The sequence below is a fragment of the Megamonas sp. Calf98-2 genome, assembly GCF_900110235.1.
GTDB classification, from domain to species: Bacteria; Bacillota; Negativicutes; order Selenomonadales; family Selenomonadaceae; genus Megamonas; species Megamonas funiformis.
Genome location: NZ_FOCY01000001.1, coordinates 58,336 through 78,615, shown reverse-complemented (window position 1 = coordinate 78,615; position 20,280 = coordinate 58,336). Strand labels below are relative to the sequence as shown.

At 30.8% G+C, this 20,280-nt stretch carries 20 protein-coding genes and 1 other RNA gene; 3 read left to right on the top strand and 18 right to left on the bottom strand.

From position 1 onward, the window contains the following. Positions 1-267 precede the first annotated feature (267 nt). Both ssrA and BMX03_RS11195 read left to right on the top strand, forming a co-directional pair. Positions 268-618: a transfer-messenger RNA gene (ssrA, locus tag BMX03_RS00370) on the top strand. A gap of 632 nt (positions 619-1,250) precedes the next feature. After that, a complete protein-coding gene (locus BMX03_RS11195; RefSeq protein ID WP_218138516.1) occupies positions 1,251-1,583 on the top strand; it encodes an ion channel in 333 nt (110 codons plus the stop codon). A gap of 49 nt (positions 1,584-1,632) precedes the next feature. Here BMX03_RS11195 and BMX03_RS00360 read toward each other — a convergent pair whose 3' ends face one another. From BMX03_RS00360 to BMX03_RS00305, 12 genes are all read right to left on the bottom strand, one after another. Further along, on the bottom strand, positions 1,633-2,508 hold the full coding sequence (locus BMX03_RS00360) for a DMT family transporter (protein ID WP_091693155.1): 876 nt from the start codon (positions 2,506-2,508) through the stop codon (positions 1,633-1,635). A 73-nt stretch (positions 2,509-2,581) separates the two neighbouring features. Then, positions 2,582-3,628, bottom strand: coding sequence for a glycosyl hydrolase family 18 protein (locus BMX03_RS00355; RefSeq protein WP_091693153.1), 1,047 nt, complete (start codon positions 3,626-3,628; stop codon positions 2,582-2,584). A 29-nt stretch (positions 3,629-3,657) separates the two neighbouring features. Then, positions 3,658-4,527 carry an L-serine ammonia-lyase, iron-sulfur-dependent, subunit alpha gene (sdaAA, locus tag BMX03_RS00350; RefSeq protein WP_008539715.1) on the bottom strand — a complete coding sequence of 290 codons (870 nt, stop codon included), beginning with the start codon at positions 4,525-4,527 and terminating at the stop codon, positions 3,658-3,660. A gap of 12 nt (positions 4,528-4,539) precedes the next feature. Continuing rightward, on the bottom strand, positions 4,540-5,202 hold the full coding sequence (gene sdaAB, locus BMX03_RS00345; protein ID WP_008539714.1) for an L-serine ammonia-lyase, iron-sulfur-dependent subunit beta: 663 nt from the start codon (positions 5,200-5,202) through the stop codon (positions 4,540-4,542). Between the two features lie 18 nt (positions 5,203-5,220). Then, positions 5,221-5,715, bottom strand: a complete 495-nt coding sequence (locus BMX03_RS00340) for a hypothetical protein (protein WP_091693150.1) — start codon at positions 5,713-5,715, stop codon at positions 5,221-5,223. A gap of 171 nt (positions 5,716-5,886) precedes the next feature. Beyond that, on the bottom strand, positions 5,887-6,552 hold the full coding sequence (locus tag BMX03_RS00335; protein WP_008539712.1) for a PAQR family membrane homeostasis protein TrhA: 666 nt from the start codon (positions 6,550-6,552) through the stop codon (positions 5,887-5,889). 244 nt (positions 6,553-6,796) lie between these two features. After that, positions 6,797-7,822: a phosphatase domain-containing putative toxin gene (locus BMX03_RS00330; protein WP_022228100.1), complete on the bottom strand. Its 1,026-nt coding sequence runs from the start codon at positions 7,820-7,822 to the stop codon at positions 6,797-6,799. 120 nt (positions 7,823-7,942) lie between these two features. After that, on the bottom strand, positions 7,943-8,590 hold the full coding sequence (gene phoU, locus BMX03_RS00325; protein ID WP_018998760.1) for a phosphate signaling complex protein PhoU: 648 nt from the start codon (positions 8,588-8,590) through the stop codon (positions 7,943-7,945). 33 nt (positions 8,591-8,623) lie between these two features. After that, the gene (gene pstB / locus BMX03_RS00320) at positions 8,624-9,388 is read right to left on the bottom strand and encodes a phosphate ABC transporter ATP-binding protein PstB (protein WP_008539709.1); all 765 of its coding nucleotides are present in this window, start codon (positions 9,386-9,388) and stop codon (positions 8,624-8,626) included. A gap of 2 nt (positions 9,389-9,390) precedes the next feature. Then, positions 9,391-10,266: a phosphate ABC transporter permease PstA gene (gene pstA / locus BMX03_RS00315; RefSeq protein WP_091693147.1), complete on the bottom strand. Its 876-nt coding sequence runs from the start codon at positions 10,264-10,266 to the stop codon at positions 9,391-9,393. Continuing rightward, positions 10,263-11,168: a phosphate ABC transporter permease subunit PstC gene (gene pstC / locus BMX03_RS00310; RefSeq protein WP_075554797.1), complete on the bottom strand. Its 906-nt coding sequence runs from the start codon at positions 11,166-11,168 to the stop codon at positions 10,263-10,265. The genes pstA and pstC overlap by 4 nt, the downstream gene beginning before the upstream one ends. Before the next feature lie 83 nt (positions 11,169-11,251). Beyond that, positions 11,252-12,136 carry a phosphate ABC transporter substrate-binding protein gene (locus BMX03_RS00305; protein ID WP_008539703.1) on the bottom strand — a complete coding sequence of 295 codons (885 nt, stop codon included), beginning with the start codon at positions 12,134-12,136 and terminating at the stop codon, positions 11,252-11,254. A gap of 294 nt (positions 12,137-12,430) precedes the next feature. Here BMX03_RS00305 and BMX03_RS00300 point away from each other — a divergent pair, with 294 nt between their 5' ends. Beyond that, positions 12,431-12,838: a hypothetical protein gene (locus tag BMX03_RS00300; protein WP_008539702.1), complete on the top strand. Its 408-nt coding sequence runs from the start codon at positions 12,431-12,433 to the stop codon at positions 12,836-12,838. A gap of 49 nt (positions 12,839-12,887) precedes the next feature. Here the strand turns inward: BMX03_RS00300 and BMX03_RS00295 are convergent, their stop codons facing one another. The 6 genes from BMX03_RS00295 to BMX03_RS00270 form a co-directional block, all read right to left on the bottom strand. After that, a complete protein-coding gene (locus tag BMX03_RS00295; RefSeq protein WP_255361379.1) occupies positions 12,888-13,376 on the bottom strand; it encodes a GNAT family N-acetyltransferase in 489 nt (162 codons plus the stop codon). Then, entirely contained in the window at positions 13,360-15,081 is a 1,722-nt protein-coding gene (locus tag BMX03_RS00290; RefSeq protein ID WP_091693143.1) for a phosphoethanolamine transferase, read from the bottom strand. The genes BMX03_RS00295 and BMX03_RS00290 overlap by 17 nt, the downstream gene beginning before the upstream one ends. Positions 15,082-15,176: 95 nt before the next feature. After that, complete coding sequence (gene hemL, locus BMX03_RS00285; RefSeq protein WP_008539699.1) at positions 15,177-16,502, bottom strand: glutamate-1-semialdehyde 2,1-aminomutase; 1,326 nt, start codon at positions 16,500-16,502, stop codon at positions 15,177-15,179. 126 nt (positions 16,503-16,628) lie between these two features. Next, a complete protein-coding gene (locus tag BMX03_RS00280; protein WP_091693140.1) occupies positions 16,629-17,948 on the bottom strand; it encodes a type II secretion system protein GspD in 1,320 nt (439 codons plus the stop codon). 37 nt (positions 17,949-17,985) lie between these two features. Beyond that, positions 17,986-18,612 carry a hypothetical protein gene (locus tag BMX03_RS00275; protein WP_091693137.1) on the bottom strand — a complete coding sequence of 209 codons (627 nt, stop codon included), beginning with the start codon at positions 18,610-18,612 and terminating at the stop codon, positions 17,986-17,988. A gap of 76 nt (positions 18,613-18,688) precedes the next feature. Beyond that, positions 18,689-20,143: a glucose-6-phosphate isomerase gene (locus BMX03_RS00270; protein ID WP_008539696.1), complete on the bottom strand. Its 1,455-nt coding sequence runs from the start codon at positions 20,141-20,143 to the stop codon at positions 18,689-18,691. Positions 20,144-20,280: the final 137 nt, after the last annotated feature.

The window sequence follows — 20,280 nt, the reverse complement described above, 5'->3', positions numbered from 1 at the left end:
AAATTTTATAAATAGCAATTTTATTTAACATAATAAAAATTATTAAAAATAAATCTAAAGCTAAAAAGACTTTCAAAATCAACATTTTAGCTTTAATAATTTCTTTTGTACATCAAATTTCAATCTAGAAAAAATCTTTCATTAGCAAAAGAATTTTCATTTCAAATATATCATTCTAAAATTTTGATATAAAATTTCATTTTACATCTATATCCGCCTTATTTTATTGCTTTTAGTCATTATTTATGATATAATATATTAACTCTCGGGGATGTAATGGTTTCGACGGGGGTAGTTGGTGCATGGTAAGCGAGTCGGGAGGTCATCAACCCGTTAGTAAGGTGAAACTTTTATTTAAATATAAAAGCTAACAAAGAATACGCTTTAGCAGCTTAATGCTAACCTCTTTCTATTCTTTTCCCACGTGAATAGAAAAGAGGCCAACAGTGGGATACTTAAAAATCAATTCTCGGAGATTTTTAGGGAATTTTATCGAGATAGTAAAATTGTAGCCTGTCTATAGGCGATGATTTTATAAAATTAAAATATAGACTGCACTCGGAGAAAGCTGTGAAACAATACTTTCGGACAGGAGTTCGATTCTCCTCATCTCCACCAAAATCAACAATAATTTTTTAACATAAAAAACCAGTATACTAAACAGTAATACTGGTTTTTATTTATTTTAAGGAGTATTTACTTTGATACAAATTCTTCAAGAACTCTCTATTTTATGTTTAAGCACTATTTTCATGTTATTTTTCTTATTGATTAATATTTATCATAAAGAAATTTATTTCACTATAGATAGTACAACACTATTTATCAAGGCTCATATCATAGCCAAACAGCCCATTAAATTTTTATATACTACAATTTGCAAAAGCTCTATCTTATTTCGTTTATTATCGCTCATTTTAATATGTGGTCTTTGTCTATGTCTATTTTTCTATCTCACTAAAAATTTTTCTCTTATTATCTCTACAATATTAGTAATACCTCTATCTTTATTCATTATTTACATCTTTTATTATTTGATCTCTTTACTTTCTATTATATTGATAAAAATCATCAATGTTGGTTCTTTTAGTCTAAATTTCATTTTTGCCTTAATCTACATAAATCTATGTTTAATCTATTTTGCTTATCCATTTAGCTCCAATTTTTTAATTCACAATATTGCTTTTTACTTATCTTTTATCAATCTAATTCTCTGTTATTTACTTTTAGCTAATACATTAAAATTTATTTTGCAAAATATCTTAGCTTACACGAATATCTTCAATCTTAGCAATTTATGGAAAGTAGCCCTACTTATCATTTTTTATTTTCTCAGTACCTTAACATTATTTTGCTATATTGGCAGTATTTATTATGTTAATGCCTACTCTATAAACAATCCAAATATCTTTGATTTATTTTATTATGTAGTCATTACTTTTGGCACAATAGGTTATGGTGATATTTATCCTACTTGCTATTATACTAAAGCAATCGCTATTCTTATTGTATTTACAAGTATAAGTTGTATAAGTATTATGCTCAGTAGTTTTCTTTCTGTTTCTCATGAAAAAAATAAATAAACTTACAAAAAAGAAGTTATACCTAAACATAGATATAACTTCTTTTTTATTATTCATTTCTAACTGTAACTAAAAATACACCTATAAAAATCAATATACTTCCTATCCAGAAATTCAAAGTGATTTGTTCATCTAAAATTAACCAGCCTAAAAAAGTCCCTACTATAGGTTGAAAAAAGAAAAATAATCCACTAGCACCAGCTTCCATCAATAAAAGACCTTTATTCCAAAGCAAAAATGCTCCTGCTGTAGATACTGCCCCTAAATATACTACCGAACCAATCGCTACAGGATTTAAGATTTCATCCCATGGCAATAAATCTAATGTCGGTATATTAAGTGGTGCTAAACATACAATTCCTGTTATTACAGCATAAAAATTTATTAATAATGGCGGATATTTACTAGGTATCAATTTTAACATTACAGACATCAATGCCCATGTCAATGCTGCTATGGTAGAAAAAAGTACACCTAATTGTTTATCAAAATCCATATTATCAACGCCAGCAATCATGATTACACCGACAGTGGCTAAAATAACGGATAATATTTTACGCAAAGTGATTTTTTCTTTTAAAAACCATACAGCAAAAATCAACATAAATGCTGGTGTTGCTGAAGTAACAACTGAACCCATCTGTGCTGAAGAATACATTGTTCCATATTCTTGAGTAACAATAGAAATAGTATGTCCTATTATCCCTATACTGATTAATAATAATATATCTTTTTTATCTATTTTTAGATTAATGCCTTCATAGATTACAACCATTGATAATACCACAAAGGCTACTAAATAACGAAACCATACTAACGGTATTGGCGGTATTATATCCACTACTAATTTTACAGCTACAAACATACCGCCCCAAATACTAGCTGCTATGGTTAAAAAAATTCCTCCTAATACTCTATTTGGCATTTTTAACTCCCTCTACTTCTATTTTTCTATGTAGCTATTTGCTTATGAAATTCATCATAAACAAATAGTTTTTTTATTTCTGCAAACGCTTATTTATCATCGGCCAAATATCTTTAGTCTCAAAACCTTTTCTCCATGAGGCTACTCCTGCAAGTTTATATTTTTTGACTAAATCTACTTTTAAGCGCAAAGAATTTACATCTTCTTTCCATACACGATATATTTTTCCATCTTCATGATAAGCAAAATATATTTGACCTTCATTTTTTAGCCAAATAGGATATTTATCTTTTTCTTTCATTAATTTATTGGCATCTTCCATATTTAAGGTTTTAGCTGATATATTACCTTCATAATCTTCTTCCCATAAACGCATATACAAAGGAATTCCTAAGATGATTTTTTCTGAAGGGACTTGCTCTGTTAAATCTTTTACTCCATTTTCCACCCAATTTAATGATGCTACTGACCCTGCTGTTTTAGATAATCTACCATGCTCATCATATGCCATCAAAACAAGATAATCTACATATTCACCTAATGCTTTTCTATCATAACATTTAGACCAATTTTCCATATCCGAAGCCACTGTTATATCCATAGAGATTATAACTTTATCTTGATGTAGTGCCTCAGTTACTTCTTTCATAAATTCAGTCAATTTATCTCTATCTTCATCATAGATATTTTCTAAATCAAAATTATAGCCTTCAATATTATAACGATGTGCATAAAATATCAATTGACGAATGATATAATCCTTTGCCTTTTTATCATTTAACCATTTATGTGTCATTTCGGCATTAAAATCATTATGAATTAATGGCCATATTTTATAACCTTTTTCTCTTACATTTTTTAAATAATTTATATCTATCTTATTTTGAATATGCCCTTGTTCACTATCAATTACAAACCACGATGGTGATACGACATTTACTCCTGGAATCTTATCAATTTTTGATAAATCATTTTCTTCATCAATAACTGGTTGCCATACTAAATTTATTTTTTCTGATGTTTCTTTAGATAAATTATCACTTTGACCTGCTAAACATATTGATATCATCATCATATATATTCCCAAAGTCATATAGATAATTTTTTTACATAAATGCAACTGCTCTTCCCTTCTCCTTATATCAATCATTATTTGCTATAGATTTTTTCTTTTAAAGCTATACCTGTAGGTGTAGTAGCTAAACCGCCAGTAGCTGTTTCGCGTATACTTTTTGGCATAGATTTGCCAATGCGATACATAGCATCAATTACTTCATCTACTGGTATCACTGATTTTATACCAGCAAGGGACATATCTGCTGCCAAAATCGCTACTGTCGTTGCAAATCCATTGCGTTTTACACAAGGAACTTCTACAAGCCCTGCCACAGGGTCGCAAGCTAAACCTAATAAATTTTTAATCGCTAAGGCTACTGCATTGCCAATCTGTTCTGGAGAGCCACCTGCAAGATGAACTAACGCTCCTGCTGCCATACCAGCTGCTGAACCACATTCAGCCTGACAACCACCTTGAGCGCCTGCAATCATGGCATTATTTTCAATCACCATGCCGATACCTGTCGCTGTAAATAATGCATTACAAATCTGCTCATCATCATAATTATAATGATTTTGAGCAGCAATCAAAGCCCCTGGAACAATACCACAAGAACCAGCTGTTGGGCAAGCAGCTATTTTCCCCATAGCAGCATTTGTTTCTGCTACAGCTACTGCATAAGAAGCTGCTTCTTTGACAAAATCGCCAGCAAAACTATCTTTAAATGTGAATAATTTTTGAGCATCTCCGCCGACCATGCCACTGACAGATTTTTGCGTATTATTTATACTTTTTTCTGCTGACTCTTTCATTACTTGCCAAATAGTTTGCATATTTTCTTTAATATAAATCACAGATTTAAAACTATGTGTTGCTTCATATTCTACAACGATATCATCAATAGTTCGCTCTTGAGCATTTGCTATATCTATCAAATCTTGTATGCAAGAAAAATTTATCACAAAATCACCTCATTAAATAGCATCAATTCGCAATACTTTTTTTACACCAATAACTCTACTGCAAGCTTTTACTGCCTCATCAGAAATTGTATCATCAACTTCAATATTCATCAAAGCTTCTGCTCCTCTTTCGCTTCGAGAAACTTTCATATAGGCAATATTTATATTATAGCGTGCTAAAGCTGCAGTAACACCATTTACTACACCTGGCATATCTTGATGTACGATAATTATTGATGGATATTTCCCACTTAATTGTACTTCATAATTATTAACAGCAGAAATAATTATATTGCCTCCGCCAATGGACGCACCTGTAACTTCTATTTTTCTATCTGTTACACCTATCAATTCTATAATAGCTGTATTAGGATGTGCATCTTCTAAATCCACTTTAGAAAAATTAAATTCAATATTTTTCTCTTTGGCTATTTCTAAAGAATTACGTATTCTTTCATCATCTGGTTTAAAACCCATTATACCTGCAATCAAAGCTCTATCTGTACCATGACCTTTATATGTTTGCGCAAATGAACCATATAATTTTATATTTATAATTTTTACTTCTTCACCTAAGATAGCTCTAGCCATCAATCCCAATCTCACAGCACCTGCTGTATGTGAACTTGATGGCCCTATCATTATTGGCCCAATAATATCAAATGCACTTCGCATTATTTCTCCTCCTTAATATTAAAATTTAATTTTTTTATCTTCATCTCCCAATGGTTTATCTTTATCAGGATTATTTTTTAAACTAGGTATGATATTTTTTACATCTTCTTTTGCCTTATTAAAAATATTTTTATATTTATCAGCATATTCGCTAATATCTGGCATGTCATCTTTTATCCATGCATTAGCAGCCTTACCTACAGCATAAGTTACAGCCATACCGATTGGAATTTGTAATGGTGGAAATGGTATCAAAGTCGCTAAACTTTGACCTACAAATGTACCGCCTAAAGCTCCTACAAAAGCACAGCTAGCCGTTTCATCGAAATTTTTATCATATACATTTGCTATGCGTTTTATCAAATAGATTTCATTAGCAGCTAGAGCAATTTGACCAAGTACAGGTGCTACGACAATTACGCCAGCTCTAGCAGCAGCCCAGCGACATAAAGATTCTACTTCTTGCTCTATTTCCTCTTCCGATTTTATTACCTTCATCAAATCTTTATTCATCAAAAACACTCTCCTTTTATAAAATTTATATCCTAAACTATATATTTTCTCTTTATATAATTAGCTCTTTTTCTCGTCAATCCTCTTATTTCTAATTAAAACAGAAAATAAGAAAAAGCTCAACTATCTATCATTATTTTAGATAATTGAGCCTTTATTTTATCAAAATAATTAATCTATACTAAGTGGCAATACATAACAATAAATTGTAATAAAATGAGCTGCACTGCCTAAAATCACAAAAACATGCCAAATAACATGATTATATGGTATCTTGCGGATTAAATAAAAAATCGCACCAATACTATATAAAACACCACCAGCTACAAGCCACCAAATAGCTTCTACAGACAAAGTATCAAGTAGCGGATTTACGATGGTGACAGCAAGCCAACCCATGACTAAATAACAAATAGTACCAATGACGCGGAAACGATTATAAAAGAAAATTTGAAATACTATTCCCGCTAAAGCCAATCCCCAAACTACGCCAAATACAGCCCAGCCCAAAGTACCATATAGAGCTATCAAAGCAAATGGCGTATAATTGCCTGCAATGAGTAAATATATTGCCGAATGGTCTATACATTTAAACACAGATTGCACTTTTTGACTGCAAAAACTAAAACTATGATACAGTGTCGAAGCTAAATATAATAATATCATGGAAACACCATATACTATGATACTTGTTAAATGCAAAATTCCTTTATCATAGCCATAATACAACATTGCAACCAAACCAATAACTGCTAGTAGCGTTCCCACTCCATGGGTAATCGCATTTAAAATTTCTTCTATTTTTTTTGTGGACTTATATACATATTCTGTACTCATTTTATCGCCTTCTTTCCTACAAGCTTAAATCTTTTTAACATCAACATTATATCACAATAAAAAATTATTAATAGATAGTATTTACATATTAATTTAATAGGTTTTAATTCTAAAATATAAAATACTACACTTATCAACTCTCATGATATTTTTCTTATTTTAAAGCATATTATAGGAATTTATTATCTATTTTTATCAATTAAAAGTTTTTATAAATATATATCTAAATTAAATATTAGCCTATTTATAAACTATGATTTTTAAGCCAATCTGACCATAAAACTTGGAAATTATTCTGATGATTTTCCTGTACATATTGATAGAAAACTTCTATCATTTTTGCTTTTTGATTATAATAAGGCGCCTTCCAATTACTGCTAGCAGAAATATCTTCTGTATATGCCACATAATTTCCACCTAATAATAATTGACGATATAATATATCTTTTAATGGCACCTGTGGATTTTTCATCATATCATACATTGCTAAAAATGTTGTTGTTCTTCCTTTACCAGCTTCACAATGAAAATGTAGCCATGCATCTTTAGGCAAAGATTTATATAGTTTGATAAATTCATCTATATTTTCAGGACTTGGCCAAACATGGTCAGTTGCTGCTATTCTCACATAATGTAAATTACTTTTCTTCACTAGATTTTTTTCAGTTGTTACTGTTTTTATCAAGGAAGTATCTACTTCATCAGCATTTTTATCATCATTTAAAGTAGCTCTTTTTGTATTTTTATTGAGATTAGCTTTCAATAAATTCATTTCCTGACGAATAATTTCTTTTCTTGATTTCCCTATATTTGCCCAATCTCGTTTACCATACCAGCTAACAGCATCATTATTAAAAAACCCATGATTTTCCTGTCTTAAATCCACTATATAAATATCTTTAGCACCATTTTCCTGCAAAGCTTTAGTTAAAGCCGAAAATTGATTTAACGAAAATTGCGCACTACCTGAAGCTTGTAATTCATCTAAACCTTCTCTTGTAGGCACATAATTAACATCAATTCCATATTTATCACTTGCTTTTTTGAATTTATCCTTTGATGTACGAAAATTTCTAGGCAAATTATCCTCATCTTTTGCATCTATGCGCCAAAGATAACCTTTATACTCTGCTGTATCTTTTATATCTTCCAGATCAATTGCTAAATTAGATTTTATTTCCATAGCTTGTGCATTTGCCAAAGAAGGTACTGTCATAAATTGCATAATACAAATTGAACTCAATAATAAACTTAAATATTTCAGTTTCATTTTTATCACCTCATATTTAAGTTTAATCATATATATTTTAAAAGACAATAAAAAACTCATAATAAATAGTTTTTGTACGAAAATATTTCTAATATAACTATCTATTATGAGTTTTACTTTTTATTTTAATTCATTTTTAACAATATAGATAATCCATTCAGCTACATTTGTAGAATGGTCGGCTATACGTTCTACATATTTACCAATCATCAAATAATTGAGATATGCCTCTACATTTTGTGGATTTTCTTTAATCAATCCAGCTATATCTTCACGAAATCTTTTAAAGTAATTATCTACTACATTATCTGTTTCAATAATTTTTTTAGCTAAATCAACATCAGAATCTCTGAAACATTTTACGCTATCAAAAACCATTTCACGCATAACATTTACCATATCACCAAAATAATCTGGCAATGTTACAGTTTCTTCTTTTGCTAAGCTCATAGTGTATTTAGAGATATCTGCACAATGGTCAGCCATACGTTCAATATCACCAATCATTTTCATGATGGAAGCAATTTCACGCCAGTCTGTAGCTACAGGTGCTTGAGTCAATACTAAACGCAAGCATTTTTCATTGATATCATGTTCAGCTTTATTAAACCATACATCATTTTTTATGATTTTTTTTGCTAAAATCTCATTTTTTTCTACTAAATTGTTTATAACTTCATCTAAAGTTTCTTGAAGTTGTGCTCCTACTAATTCTACATCTCTAATTAAACAATCTAATTCATTTATATATTTTATTCTATTAGCCATTTTTATCTCCTTTAAATAAACGCACTATACAAATCAACCAAATCTACCAGTAATATATTCTTCTGTTTTTGGATTTTTAGGATTTGCAAATAACTCTGTAGTTTCTCCGTATTCGATTAACTCACCTAATAAGAAGAATGCTGTTTTATCGGATATACGGCTTGCTTGTTGCATATTATGTGTAACGATTACAATTGTATAATCCTTTTTCAATTCAAGTGCTAAGTCTTCAATCTTCATTGTGGAAATTGGGTCAAGAGCAGAAGTAGGTTCGTCCATCAAGATAACATCTGGCTGAACTGCTAAAGTTCTTGCAATACATAAACGTTGTTGTTGACCACCAGATAAACCAAGAGCAGATTTATTTAAGCGGTCTTTTAATTCGTCCCAAATAGCAGCTTGACGAAGACTTCTTTCCACGATTTCATCTAATTGGCTTTTTTTGCGAATACCATGAATTCTTGGTCCATAAGCTACATTATCATAAATGCTTTTTGGAAATGGATTTGGCTGTTGGAATACCATACCTACACGATGACGAAGTGTAATAGAATCCATTTCTTTATAGATATCTACACCATCTAAATGAATTCTGCCTGTTACTTTTACACCATCTTCTAAATCATTCATGCGATTTAAAGTTTTTAAGAATGTAGATTTACCACAACCAGATGGTCCAATAAGAGCAGTAATTTCATTTTTCTTGATTTCCATATCAATGCCTTTTAAGGCTTTAAAATTACCATAGAATAATTCCAAATTATCAACATTAAATTTTATATCAGCGTTATTAGCCACGTTTATTTTCCTCCATTTTTCTTATCAAGATAACTACTTAAAAAACGAGCACCTATACTAAATGAAAATACCATTATCATCAAAATTGCTGAGGATAAATTTGCAATATCTGCAGCATTAGGAGCTAAAGCTTCTGTTCTTGATGCCCAGATATTAAGCGCTAAAGTTTCCCCTGGTCTAAATGGATTGAGCGGACATGTTGGGGAAAAAATATTCCAATTTGACCAAACGATATCTGTACTCATACCAGCAGTATATAAAAGTGCAGCAGCTTCACCAAAGCCACGACCAGCAGCTAAGATTACACCTGTCATAATGCGAGGCATACAAGCAGGAAGCATTACATAACGAATAGTCTGCCAAAGTGTAGCACCCATACCCATACTACCTTTTTTATATCCAGAAGGTAATGAGCGGAAAGCATCTTCTGTTACTGTTGTAATCAAAGGTAAGCTCAAAATAGATACAGCTAAAGCACCTGCAAATAAATTCCATTGAGAACCTGTCATTACAATAAATACTAAATAACCAAATAAACCTACAACGATAGATGGCAATGAGGATAATGTTTCAATACAAATTCTTAAAAATTTTGTAGTCTTTCCTGGTTTTGCATATTCAGCCATATAAATACCAGCTGCAATCCCAAGAGGCACACTCACAAGCAAAGATAAAAATACTAAATAAATAGTGTTAAAAAACAGATTACCTATACCATTTCTAGTAAAGGAAAACATATTCGGAGTAAAGTTTGCAAAGCCTTTAATAATTACATATAAAGTAAAAGCCAACAATAATAATAAGAAAAAACCTGCGACAACATAAAAGAGGCCAGTCATAAATTTATCCATAAATTTGGCTCTTTGAATTACAGTCATGCCTTATGGCCTCCTTTAGCTGAAATATAATGAATAATGAAGATAAATACTAAGGAAATGATGAATAACAATAAAGCCATAGACCATAAAGCTATATTGTATTCACTGCCTTCCATCGCCCCACCCATATCAGAAGCAATAGCTGCTGTTAAGTTTGTAGTTGGGGATAAAAGACTTTCTGGAAAAGCTTTCATCTTACCGATAACCATTGCTACTGCCAAAGCTTCACCGAATGCACGAGCAAGACCTAAAACAATAGCAGTCATCAAACCAGATTTAGATGCTGGTATTACAACTTGACTGATTGTCTGCCAACGAGTAGCACCTAAACCATAAGATGCTTGACGAAAAGATTTTGGAATACTTCTAATCGCATCAGCAGATAAACTAGTAATTGTTGGATAAATCATTACTGCTAAAACAATACCTGCTGATAATACAGAAAAACCAAATTTTAAATCAAATAAATCTTTGATAAATGGAACTAAAATTGTAAGACCAATCCAACCATATACAACAGAAGGAATACCTACGAAAATTTCTACAGCTGGTTGAAGAATTTTTCTACCAATCCCTGGAGAAATTTCTGTCATGAAAATCGCACTTGCAATACTAAATGGTGTTGAAATCAAAAGTGCTAAAGCACAAGTGATAATTGAACCAAAAATGAATATTGCTGCACCGACTTTACCGCCACCTTGAGCATTATCGGCTGGTGCCCATTGTGAAGAAAATAAAAATTCACCCACGCTATGACCATATGTAGTGAATGTGCCTACACCTTTGTAGCATAAAAATGCCCCAATGGCTAAGGTTATAATTATCATTAATAAACCGCAAGCTGTGATAATCCCTCGCCAAATATTATTTTGACGATATACAGCTGTATGTGATGATTCCATTTTGACACTCCTTTGATAAAAATTAGCATTTATTTTGGCAAAAAAAATGGGCGAAAATTCATTCGCCCAATTTTCTATTCTAATTATCTCTGAACTTGCATTTTGCTAGTTACACCGTAACCTTGAGCTTCCATGGATTTACCATATTCATCAGACATAATGAAATCTAAATATGCTTTTACAGTAGCATTAGGTTCGCCTTTAGTATACATATGTTCATAACCCCATACAGGATAAGTACCATTGTATGTGTTTTCTAAAGTAGGAGCTACACCATCAACAGAAACAGTTGCAACATCTTGATTGTTTACAAGATAAGATAATGCTACATAACCAATTGCACCTTTGTTATCTTTAATGCTCTGAAGTAAAGTACCAGAGTCATCTGTTTCTAAGGATTTATTAGAAGCTTCTTCGGCTCCACCTAAAGCAAATTCTTTAAATAATGCACGAGTACCAGATGTAGAAGGACGAGTGATTAATACGATTTCTTCATCAGGACCGCCAACTTCTTTCCAGTTTGTGATTTTAGCAGTGAAAATATCTGTTAATTGTTGTTTTGTTAAAGATTTTACAGTTGCTGCAATATCTTTATTTACTACTGGAGCCATTGTTACAACGCAAACTTTATGGTCAACCAAACCATCAGCTACAGCTTTATCAAGTTTTGTATCAGCAGCTACATCAGAGTTACCGATATCTACAGAACCATCAGCAACTTGTTTAAGACCTGTACCAGATCCGCCACCATTTAATGTGATAGAAACTTCTGGATGTAATTCTTTAAATTTATCAGCAGCGTCTTTAGCTAAAGGTAATAACGCAGAAGAACCTGATCCTGTAATACTACCAGAAAGACTGCTAGAAGATGCAGCTTTATCATTAGAAGCAGTATCACTACCACAACCTAAAATACTAAGAGACATCATTGCGACAACGCCAAGAGATGCTAATTTTTTCCAATTCATAATACCTTAATCCTCCTAAAAATACCTTGCAATTAATTTGTTGTACTTAGTATACTCACTCAATGTAAAGTTACAATGACTTTTCTGTAAAATTTAAAATAAATATGACAGAATTAATTTATAATTCTCTTACAATGTGAAGAAAATGTAAAATTTTTTACAAATAGATTTTAAATTTAACAAAGATAAATAAAATATTTTCCAGTTTTTGACAAATCCTTGACAATTGACTTTTTGACTAATATACTTAAAATATGAATGTATTTTAGTTTTAACAATATAAGGAGAAAAATTATGCGTTGCACAAAATGTAATCACGAATTAGATGAACATGGTATCTGTCCGAATTGCTATCATATCCACGATGTGCAAACTATGAGTAATCGAGAAATCAATAATTTTGATGGTATTACAATCGAAGACGAAAATAATTATCGCAAAGAAACAACTCAAGAAAATCAGCAACAATATCAACAATCTTATAATAATAGATATTATCGTTCACCACGTTCTAGTGGCATAAAAGTCCGTTATATTAATCTTGGAGGAAAATCCTCTTCTAGCTGGCTCACTCGAGGTTTAATGGCTATCGGCGGTATTGCTATCATTGGCTTTTTCTTTTTTGTCGCACTACCTGCACTTTTAACCTTACTTGGCGTCGGAGTCGTAGCTTGGCTTATCTTTCATTTCTTTAAACGTTAAAAAAACGCTTATATTACTACAAATAATTAGTAATATAAGCGTTTTATTTTTATAAAAATTTCTCCATTATATAGTTTTTAAATAAAATATTTTGTTTTTCAACATATTGCTCTTTATTTACGATATAACCTCTATCTAGAAAAAATTTTTTAGCAGTTATAGATACATGACTATACAAAGATATTTGACCTTGTTTTTTAGCATAATTTTCTATTTTATCCATTAATCTAGTCGCTATTTTTTGTCGCTGATAATCTTTTGCTACATATAATCTATCTACATAATTTTCATCTAAATCAACAAAGCCCACTATCTTTTTTTTATCTATAGCCACCAATGTGTAATGGCTTAATAAACTCAAATGCCAACTTTTTTCATCAATATTTTCAGGTGCCCATATTTTTACCTGTTCTTGTGTATAATCTTTACTGTTTACACTATGCACAGTTTCTCTAAATAAAAAAATAATACTCTTTAAATCATTCTTTTGATAATTTCTTATATACATAATCGCCTCAAAATCATTGCCAATTATCATAATCTTTATCTAAAAAAATTCGCTTTCGCTCTTGATTATAATATGGATTTATAATACTTCGCGTTTCCTGAAATTCTGGTGTTTTTATCCCTGTAATATCTAAAATAGTATGAATTAAATCATCTGTCATATATTTTTTATCTACAGAAGCTCTAATCTGTGCATCTACTAGAGGATATTTCTGCTTAAATTTCTCTGTAGTATAAATAACAAATGGTATTTCTAACATAGATTTAGTAGGATTATCATCACTATGACCATTGAAATTTTTCAAATCATAAACTTCCTCACCATGGTCTGGCATATAGATAACTATAGCTTCTTTATCCTTAAAAGCTTCCATAACTTGAGTTACAATCGTATCATTATATAAAATAGCATTATCATACTGTGCTCTTTTCATTTTTGCTTCCTGCGTTTTTATTATTCCCTTTGTTTCATCTACATCAGAAAACTTAGCAAAATCTAGTGTATATCTATTTTCATATTCACCATGACAACCCATTAAATGCAATACATAAAAATTCTTATCACTATTATTATTCATGGCTTCATATAATAAAGGCAATAATTCACCATCAGCACGATAAGATTTTTCATATGATTGTCTAATTCCTGTAAATTTCTTATAATCACAACGATTAGCATAAGCCAGTGCCACATTTGCCCATTGACCTGAAGTCTCTTGATTAGAAAGCCAATATGTTTTATAACCTGCTTTTTTCATGATATCAAATAAATTATTACATTCGTACCATTTATTTGTGGCTTCATAATTGTGAAAAGTAAATACTTCGCGAAGTGAACCGATAGTATAAGCATGGGGACTGATTACATCTTTAAAAACATAAAGTTCATTATTTTTAGCCTTCTTATCCATCTTTGGCGTTGTTTCTAATGGATAACCATATAAACTCATATGACCTTTTGATGTTGACTCACCTAAAATAAATACAATATTTGGTATATCTCTGCCCTTATCCACTATCTGCACATTATTTTGCATATTTGTGTAAATTTCACGAAAGGCTATCGCATCTTCTACGGCTTGCTCTACAGGTGCTATAAGCCTTGTAAAAGACAAACATTCTGTGAGATTTTTCCCAGGTATGATTACATAAAATAAACTATATAAACAAAAATAAGGTAAAAATAAAATAACTAATTTATTATTTAATTTTACTTTTCTACTTATATAATTTAATAAATAAATGATTAAAGCTAAAACAAATATAAAAATCAAATAGCTCCAGGAAAAATACATAGTGATAAATTCTATCGTTTCATGAAGATTTGTACCAATGATTACACTTATTATCCCTGCTGTAGTAAAAGTATAATATTTACTAATTATAAATAATTCCATCAAAGATAAAATCATACTTATACTTAAAATAAAATATTTCAAGCATTTTTTCAATTTACCATGTAGAAAATTTATAATTAATCCCATGAAAATAATCACGCTAAAAGGCTTAAATAAACCGCCTATGGCATTTTCATATTGATTATATAAACAAAACAAGTATAAATATGGCATAAAATTGAATATCATCATTAAACTAATAAAGAAAAATTCTTGTTCTATGACTTTAAATATTTTTTGCCAACATAAATCTATTATTTTTGCAGGGTTTAATATTATATTTTTAAAATCATTATATATTTTTTTCAAATTTAATTTAAATTTATCTATTAAAATCAATTATAACGTCCTCTTATAAAAATCAAAAAATCCTTAGTATACTGTTTTATTATACTAAGGATTTTAGATTTTGCTATATATTTTTTAGTTTTTTATTATTTATTATTAAGAAATTCTGCTACTTTTTTCATTGCAACTTCTGCAGCATCAATAGTTTTTACAATATCATCATCACTATGAGCGCCAGACATGAACAATGTTTCAAATTGAGATGGAGCAAGATATATTCCTTGCTCAAGCATAGACATGAACCATACGCCAAAAGCTTCTTGATCAGAGCTTTCAGATGTAGCATAGTCATATACATCATTTTCATTGAAAAATACACCAAACATTGAACCTGCTTGATGAAGTTGTACTTTTACACCTGCATCTTTAGCTGCTTTGGCAAAACCTTGTAAAACATGTTTTGTTTTAATAGATAATTCACGTGTATAATCAGCTTTGCCCCATGCTGGGTCAGCAGAAATTATATCAAGTGTAGCAATACCAGCAGTCATAGCAAGTGGATTTCCACTCAATGTACCAGCCTGATAAACTGGGCCTTTTGGTGATACACAATCCATGATTTCACGTTTACCACCATAAGCTGCTACAGGAAGACCGCCACCTATAATTTTACCTAAGCAAGTCAAATCAGGTCTAATTCCATAAGCTGCTTGAGCACCATTTAACGCTACTCTAAAGCCACACATTACTTCATCAAAAATGAGTACAGTGCCATGTTTTTCTGTTTCTTTGCGAAGTGTAGATAAAAAGCCTTGTTTTGGAAGTACAAGACCCATATTACCTGCAACTGGTTCAACGATTACAGCTGCAATTTCATCGCCTTGTTCATTCATCAAATTAACAAAAGCTTCGATATCATTATATGGAACTGTAATTGTATCTTTAGCTGTTCCTTTTGTTACACCTGGGCTATCTGGTTGACCAAAAGTAGCTGCACCAGAACCAGCTTTTACAAGTAAGCTATCAGCATGACCATGATAACAGCCGATGAATTTTACAATTTTATCACGACCAGTATAACCACGAGCTACACGAAGAGCGCTCATTGTAGCTTCTGTACCTGAATTTACCATGCGAATTTTTTCAATAGAAGGCATTAATTCTATTACTTTTTTAGCAAGTTGTGTTTCTAATAATGTAGGGGCGCCGTAACTTGTACCACGAGTTGTTGCTTCTTGAATTGCTTTCACTACATTTGGATGAGCATGACCAACTATCATTGGACCCCAAGAACCTACATAATCAATATATTCATTACCATCAATATCATAAATTTTACTGCCACTAGCCTTAGCTATAAAAGGTGGATCACATTTCACTCTAGCAAAAGAGCGTACAGGGCTATTTACCCCACCTGGCATAACTTCTTTAGCCTGCGCAAAAGCTTGAGAAGATTTTTCTAAATTAAGCATATATTCATCTCCAATACTTATAAAAATTTTATCAAATATAAGCTATTACTAAGCAAATATTATATCATAAAAGCTATAAACTCGCTTTACTTTCTTATCTATCCTCTATTCATAAAAAATTTTCATTCAATCATCTACTTCATGTGCTGTCAAAAAAATCATAACTTCTGTATCACTTTTACTCTTTTGTATATGTTTAAATAAATTGCCTAATATTGGAATATCTCCTAAAAAAGGAATTTTACTCATTTGTTTTGCTTCATCACTACCAATCAAACCGCCAATTACCATAGTTTGACCATCTTTTAGGCGAACTATGGTATCTGCTGAACGCTTTTGGAAACGATATGCTTTCATATCTTCTACATACATTGGTGAACTTACCTCTGTATGTACTTTTACTGTGATTATGCCATCTTCATTTACTCTTGGTGTACATTTTAAAATAATACCAGCTTCACGATATTTTATCGAAGTTGTAGTTGTTGAATTTGTTGTTGATACAGTAGGCACAGGAACTTCACTGCCTATATTTATAACAGCTTCTTTTCCTTGTATTGTAGTGATATTTGGACGTGCTAAAATATTAGCTTTACCATCACTTATCAAAGCATCAATCTTAGCAGCATAATAAAATTCATAAGGATAGCCGTCTACACCTTTGCCAAAACGAATTACCCCAGGAATATTTTCATCATCATTCCATTTACGTGTTACTTCATCTACAGGTAAATAATCTGTTATTTCTTCTTTTGAACCATCTTCATTTATTACTGTATGCTTTACTGTATCATAAGTTATTTCATGCTCTGGTGATTGGGGAAGTTTAGACCATTCCCAGCTCACACCTAAATCTTTAGCAGCATCTTTTTGAATAGCCGTTACTTTTGCTTCTAATGAAACTTGTTTTTGCGGTTTGTCTTGTTCTTGTAAAAAATTTTTTATCTGTTCATATTGTTTCAAAGTTCCATAAAAACTTATTGTATTTTCGCTTTCATCAATCATCACTTTATTATTTATAGCTGTTTTTTTATCTTTATCATCTATTTTATCAGTCAAATTGCCTGTTAACATCAAATTTATAGTTTGTGCTATTTTATTTAATTCTAAATAATTTATCTGCACTGTATATAAATTTATATCTTTATCTCCCTTGCTTATATAAATGACATTATCTTTAAATTGATACGTATAATTATTATTTGCCACAATAATCTTTATCATATCTTGAGCATTTATATTACTCAATTTTACAGATACATTTCCTTGTACTTCATCACTTATTACTATATTTAAATTATTTGCTAAAGCTATACTTGTAAGTAAATTTCTAATATCTACATCTACTGCTTCTAATTCATTAGCACTTGCAGATATTATATTGCTACAAATTATCCCTAAAATTACTATTAATAGTATCAAATATTTTTTAATTAAGTTTTTCATCATTAACTCCTAAGCTATTACACTAAACTCTTTAGCTTTAAGTTAAAGGGCATTTTATTTCTTTTCCTGTACTTTCTTGCAAAATTAAATTATTTTGTCCAATCGCTAAAATTTTTATATCATTTACCATATCACCTTGTCGCACTCTATATATTTTGTCATTTATGCTAAATAAAGCTACTTTCTCTTGATTAAAATCCAAAATAGCTTTTAATTTATATACATTTTGCTCATTTTCTATTGATTTTTTTACCTTCTTTTCATTTTTATTTATCGTTGATATCTGCTGTTGCTGTGTTTTTATTTCTATATTTTCATTATTTGTATTTACTTTATCTTTTTGTTTTTCTTCAGTTGTCATTATTTTACTATCTGATTTTTCTTCATGTTCAAATGAAAAAGGATTTTTTATTGTCGATATATCTTTATCCATATTATAAATCATCTTACTATTTTTTTCCTCATCTTCACCATTTGCTGAAATAATCGTATTTTTATTTTCTACTTTTTCACTTACAGCTATTTTTGTTTTTTCTTCACCACTAAAACAATAAATAATAGCTACTATTATTACTAATACACATATTATTATCTGTTGCCATTTCTTTGGTAAATTATTCAATTTTTGAAGTTTTTCTCGTATAAATTCTTTATATTTCACCATAATAAACCTCTTTAAAAATGACAAAAAGAGGATACAAATGTATCCTCTTTCTAAAATCAACTGCAAAAATTAAAAATTATTGTTTAGCTTTTAATTCTTGAAGTTTAGGTCCCATTATGCGTTTGTAAGCTTCTACACCTGGTTGGTCAAATGCGTCAACATTTGCAAATTCACCTTCGTAAGCAACGGACATAGCAAGCATGTATAAGAGTTCACCTAAATGATAAGCATTCATTTCAGGTAAGCTGAATAATGCATTGAAACGTTTGTTAGAAGCAAGAGCATCAGCATTGGACTGACGAGCAACTTCTAAAGCATCACCCATTGTTACGCCAGAGATATCAGCAAGTTTTTTAACTTCTGGGAATACGTTAGGAATTACTAAATCATTTTCCCATTTTTCTACACGAATGAACTGAACAACTTTATCAAGCATACCTTCTTGATGTTGTTGAGTCTGAGAGTGCATATCACGTGTACCAAGAGCAACAACTGGAGTACGACCATAGCATACTTCATTGCCTTCTTTATCGAACTGTTTTCCTAAGGATTCAGCTAATAACTGAATGTACCACATGGATAAGGATTCAAGATAATCGCCATATGGCATCATAACTTCAATATGACGACCATATTTTTCAGAAGCGATGTATTTTAAAGCAGCATTTAACATTGCTGGGTTTTCCCAAACATTGTCAGATTTACAAGCTTCGTCCATATCTCTTGCACCGCGTAAGAATTCATCAATATCAAAGCCAATGCAAGCAGCTGTTGTAAGACCTACATCTGTAAATACAGTGAAACGTCCGCCAACTCCGTCTGGTACAGAGAATTGTGGCCAGTTATGGTCAATAGCCATCTGTTTTAATAATGTTGGTTTTTCAAGGTTAGGATCAGTTACTGCTACAACTTCTACTTCAATCTGTGGATTTTTCTTCAATGCATCATAAACTACCATGAAGTTAGACATAGTGTCGAGTGTTCCACCAGATTTAGAAATTACGATGAGCATTACTTTATAGTTGCGTTTGTAATGAGTTTTTGTAATTTCTGCACAATCTTCAAGATTATCAATTAAATCTTTTGTACGACGTGGGTCAATATTGTTACCGCTGAAATAGAATTTTGGATAACCATTTCTTTCTTCAGTGGATTTGCTATTCCAGAATTCACCACATTGAATATCGAATAACACTTTGTTACCAAGATAAGAGCCACCGATACCTAAAGAAACAACTGCATCTACACGATTTCTTACAGATTCACGTAAATCTTGAAGACGTTTCATAGATTCAGGAGAATTCAAAGGTCCTTCTTGAATATATGGGCACTGGCTGAATAATACTTTTTCAGGTTCACCATCTTTAGATAAATGACCTTTGATTACGCCAGTTTCACGCATTACATTCATTGCTTTATGAGCTTCTTTTAATTTTTCACCAAAAGCTTCAATATCAGCTTTAGTTACTTTACCTTCGCCAAATAAGTTATCATAGTCAAAAGTAAAGCCAGATTTCAATTTGATACTCATGTTTTTATTTCCCCCTTAACTAAAACATATAGCCTATCATAAAATAGAACTATCCAAAATATCAAAAAAAATATATTTGAATAGTCCTATTATATCATATTTAGTTTTTATTGACGATTAATTATGCACTTATAAAT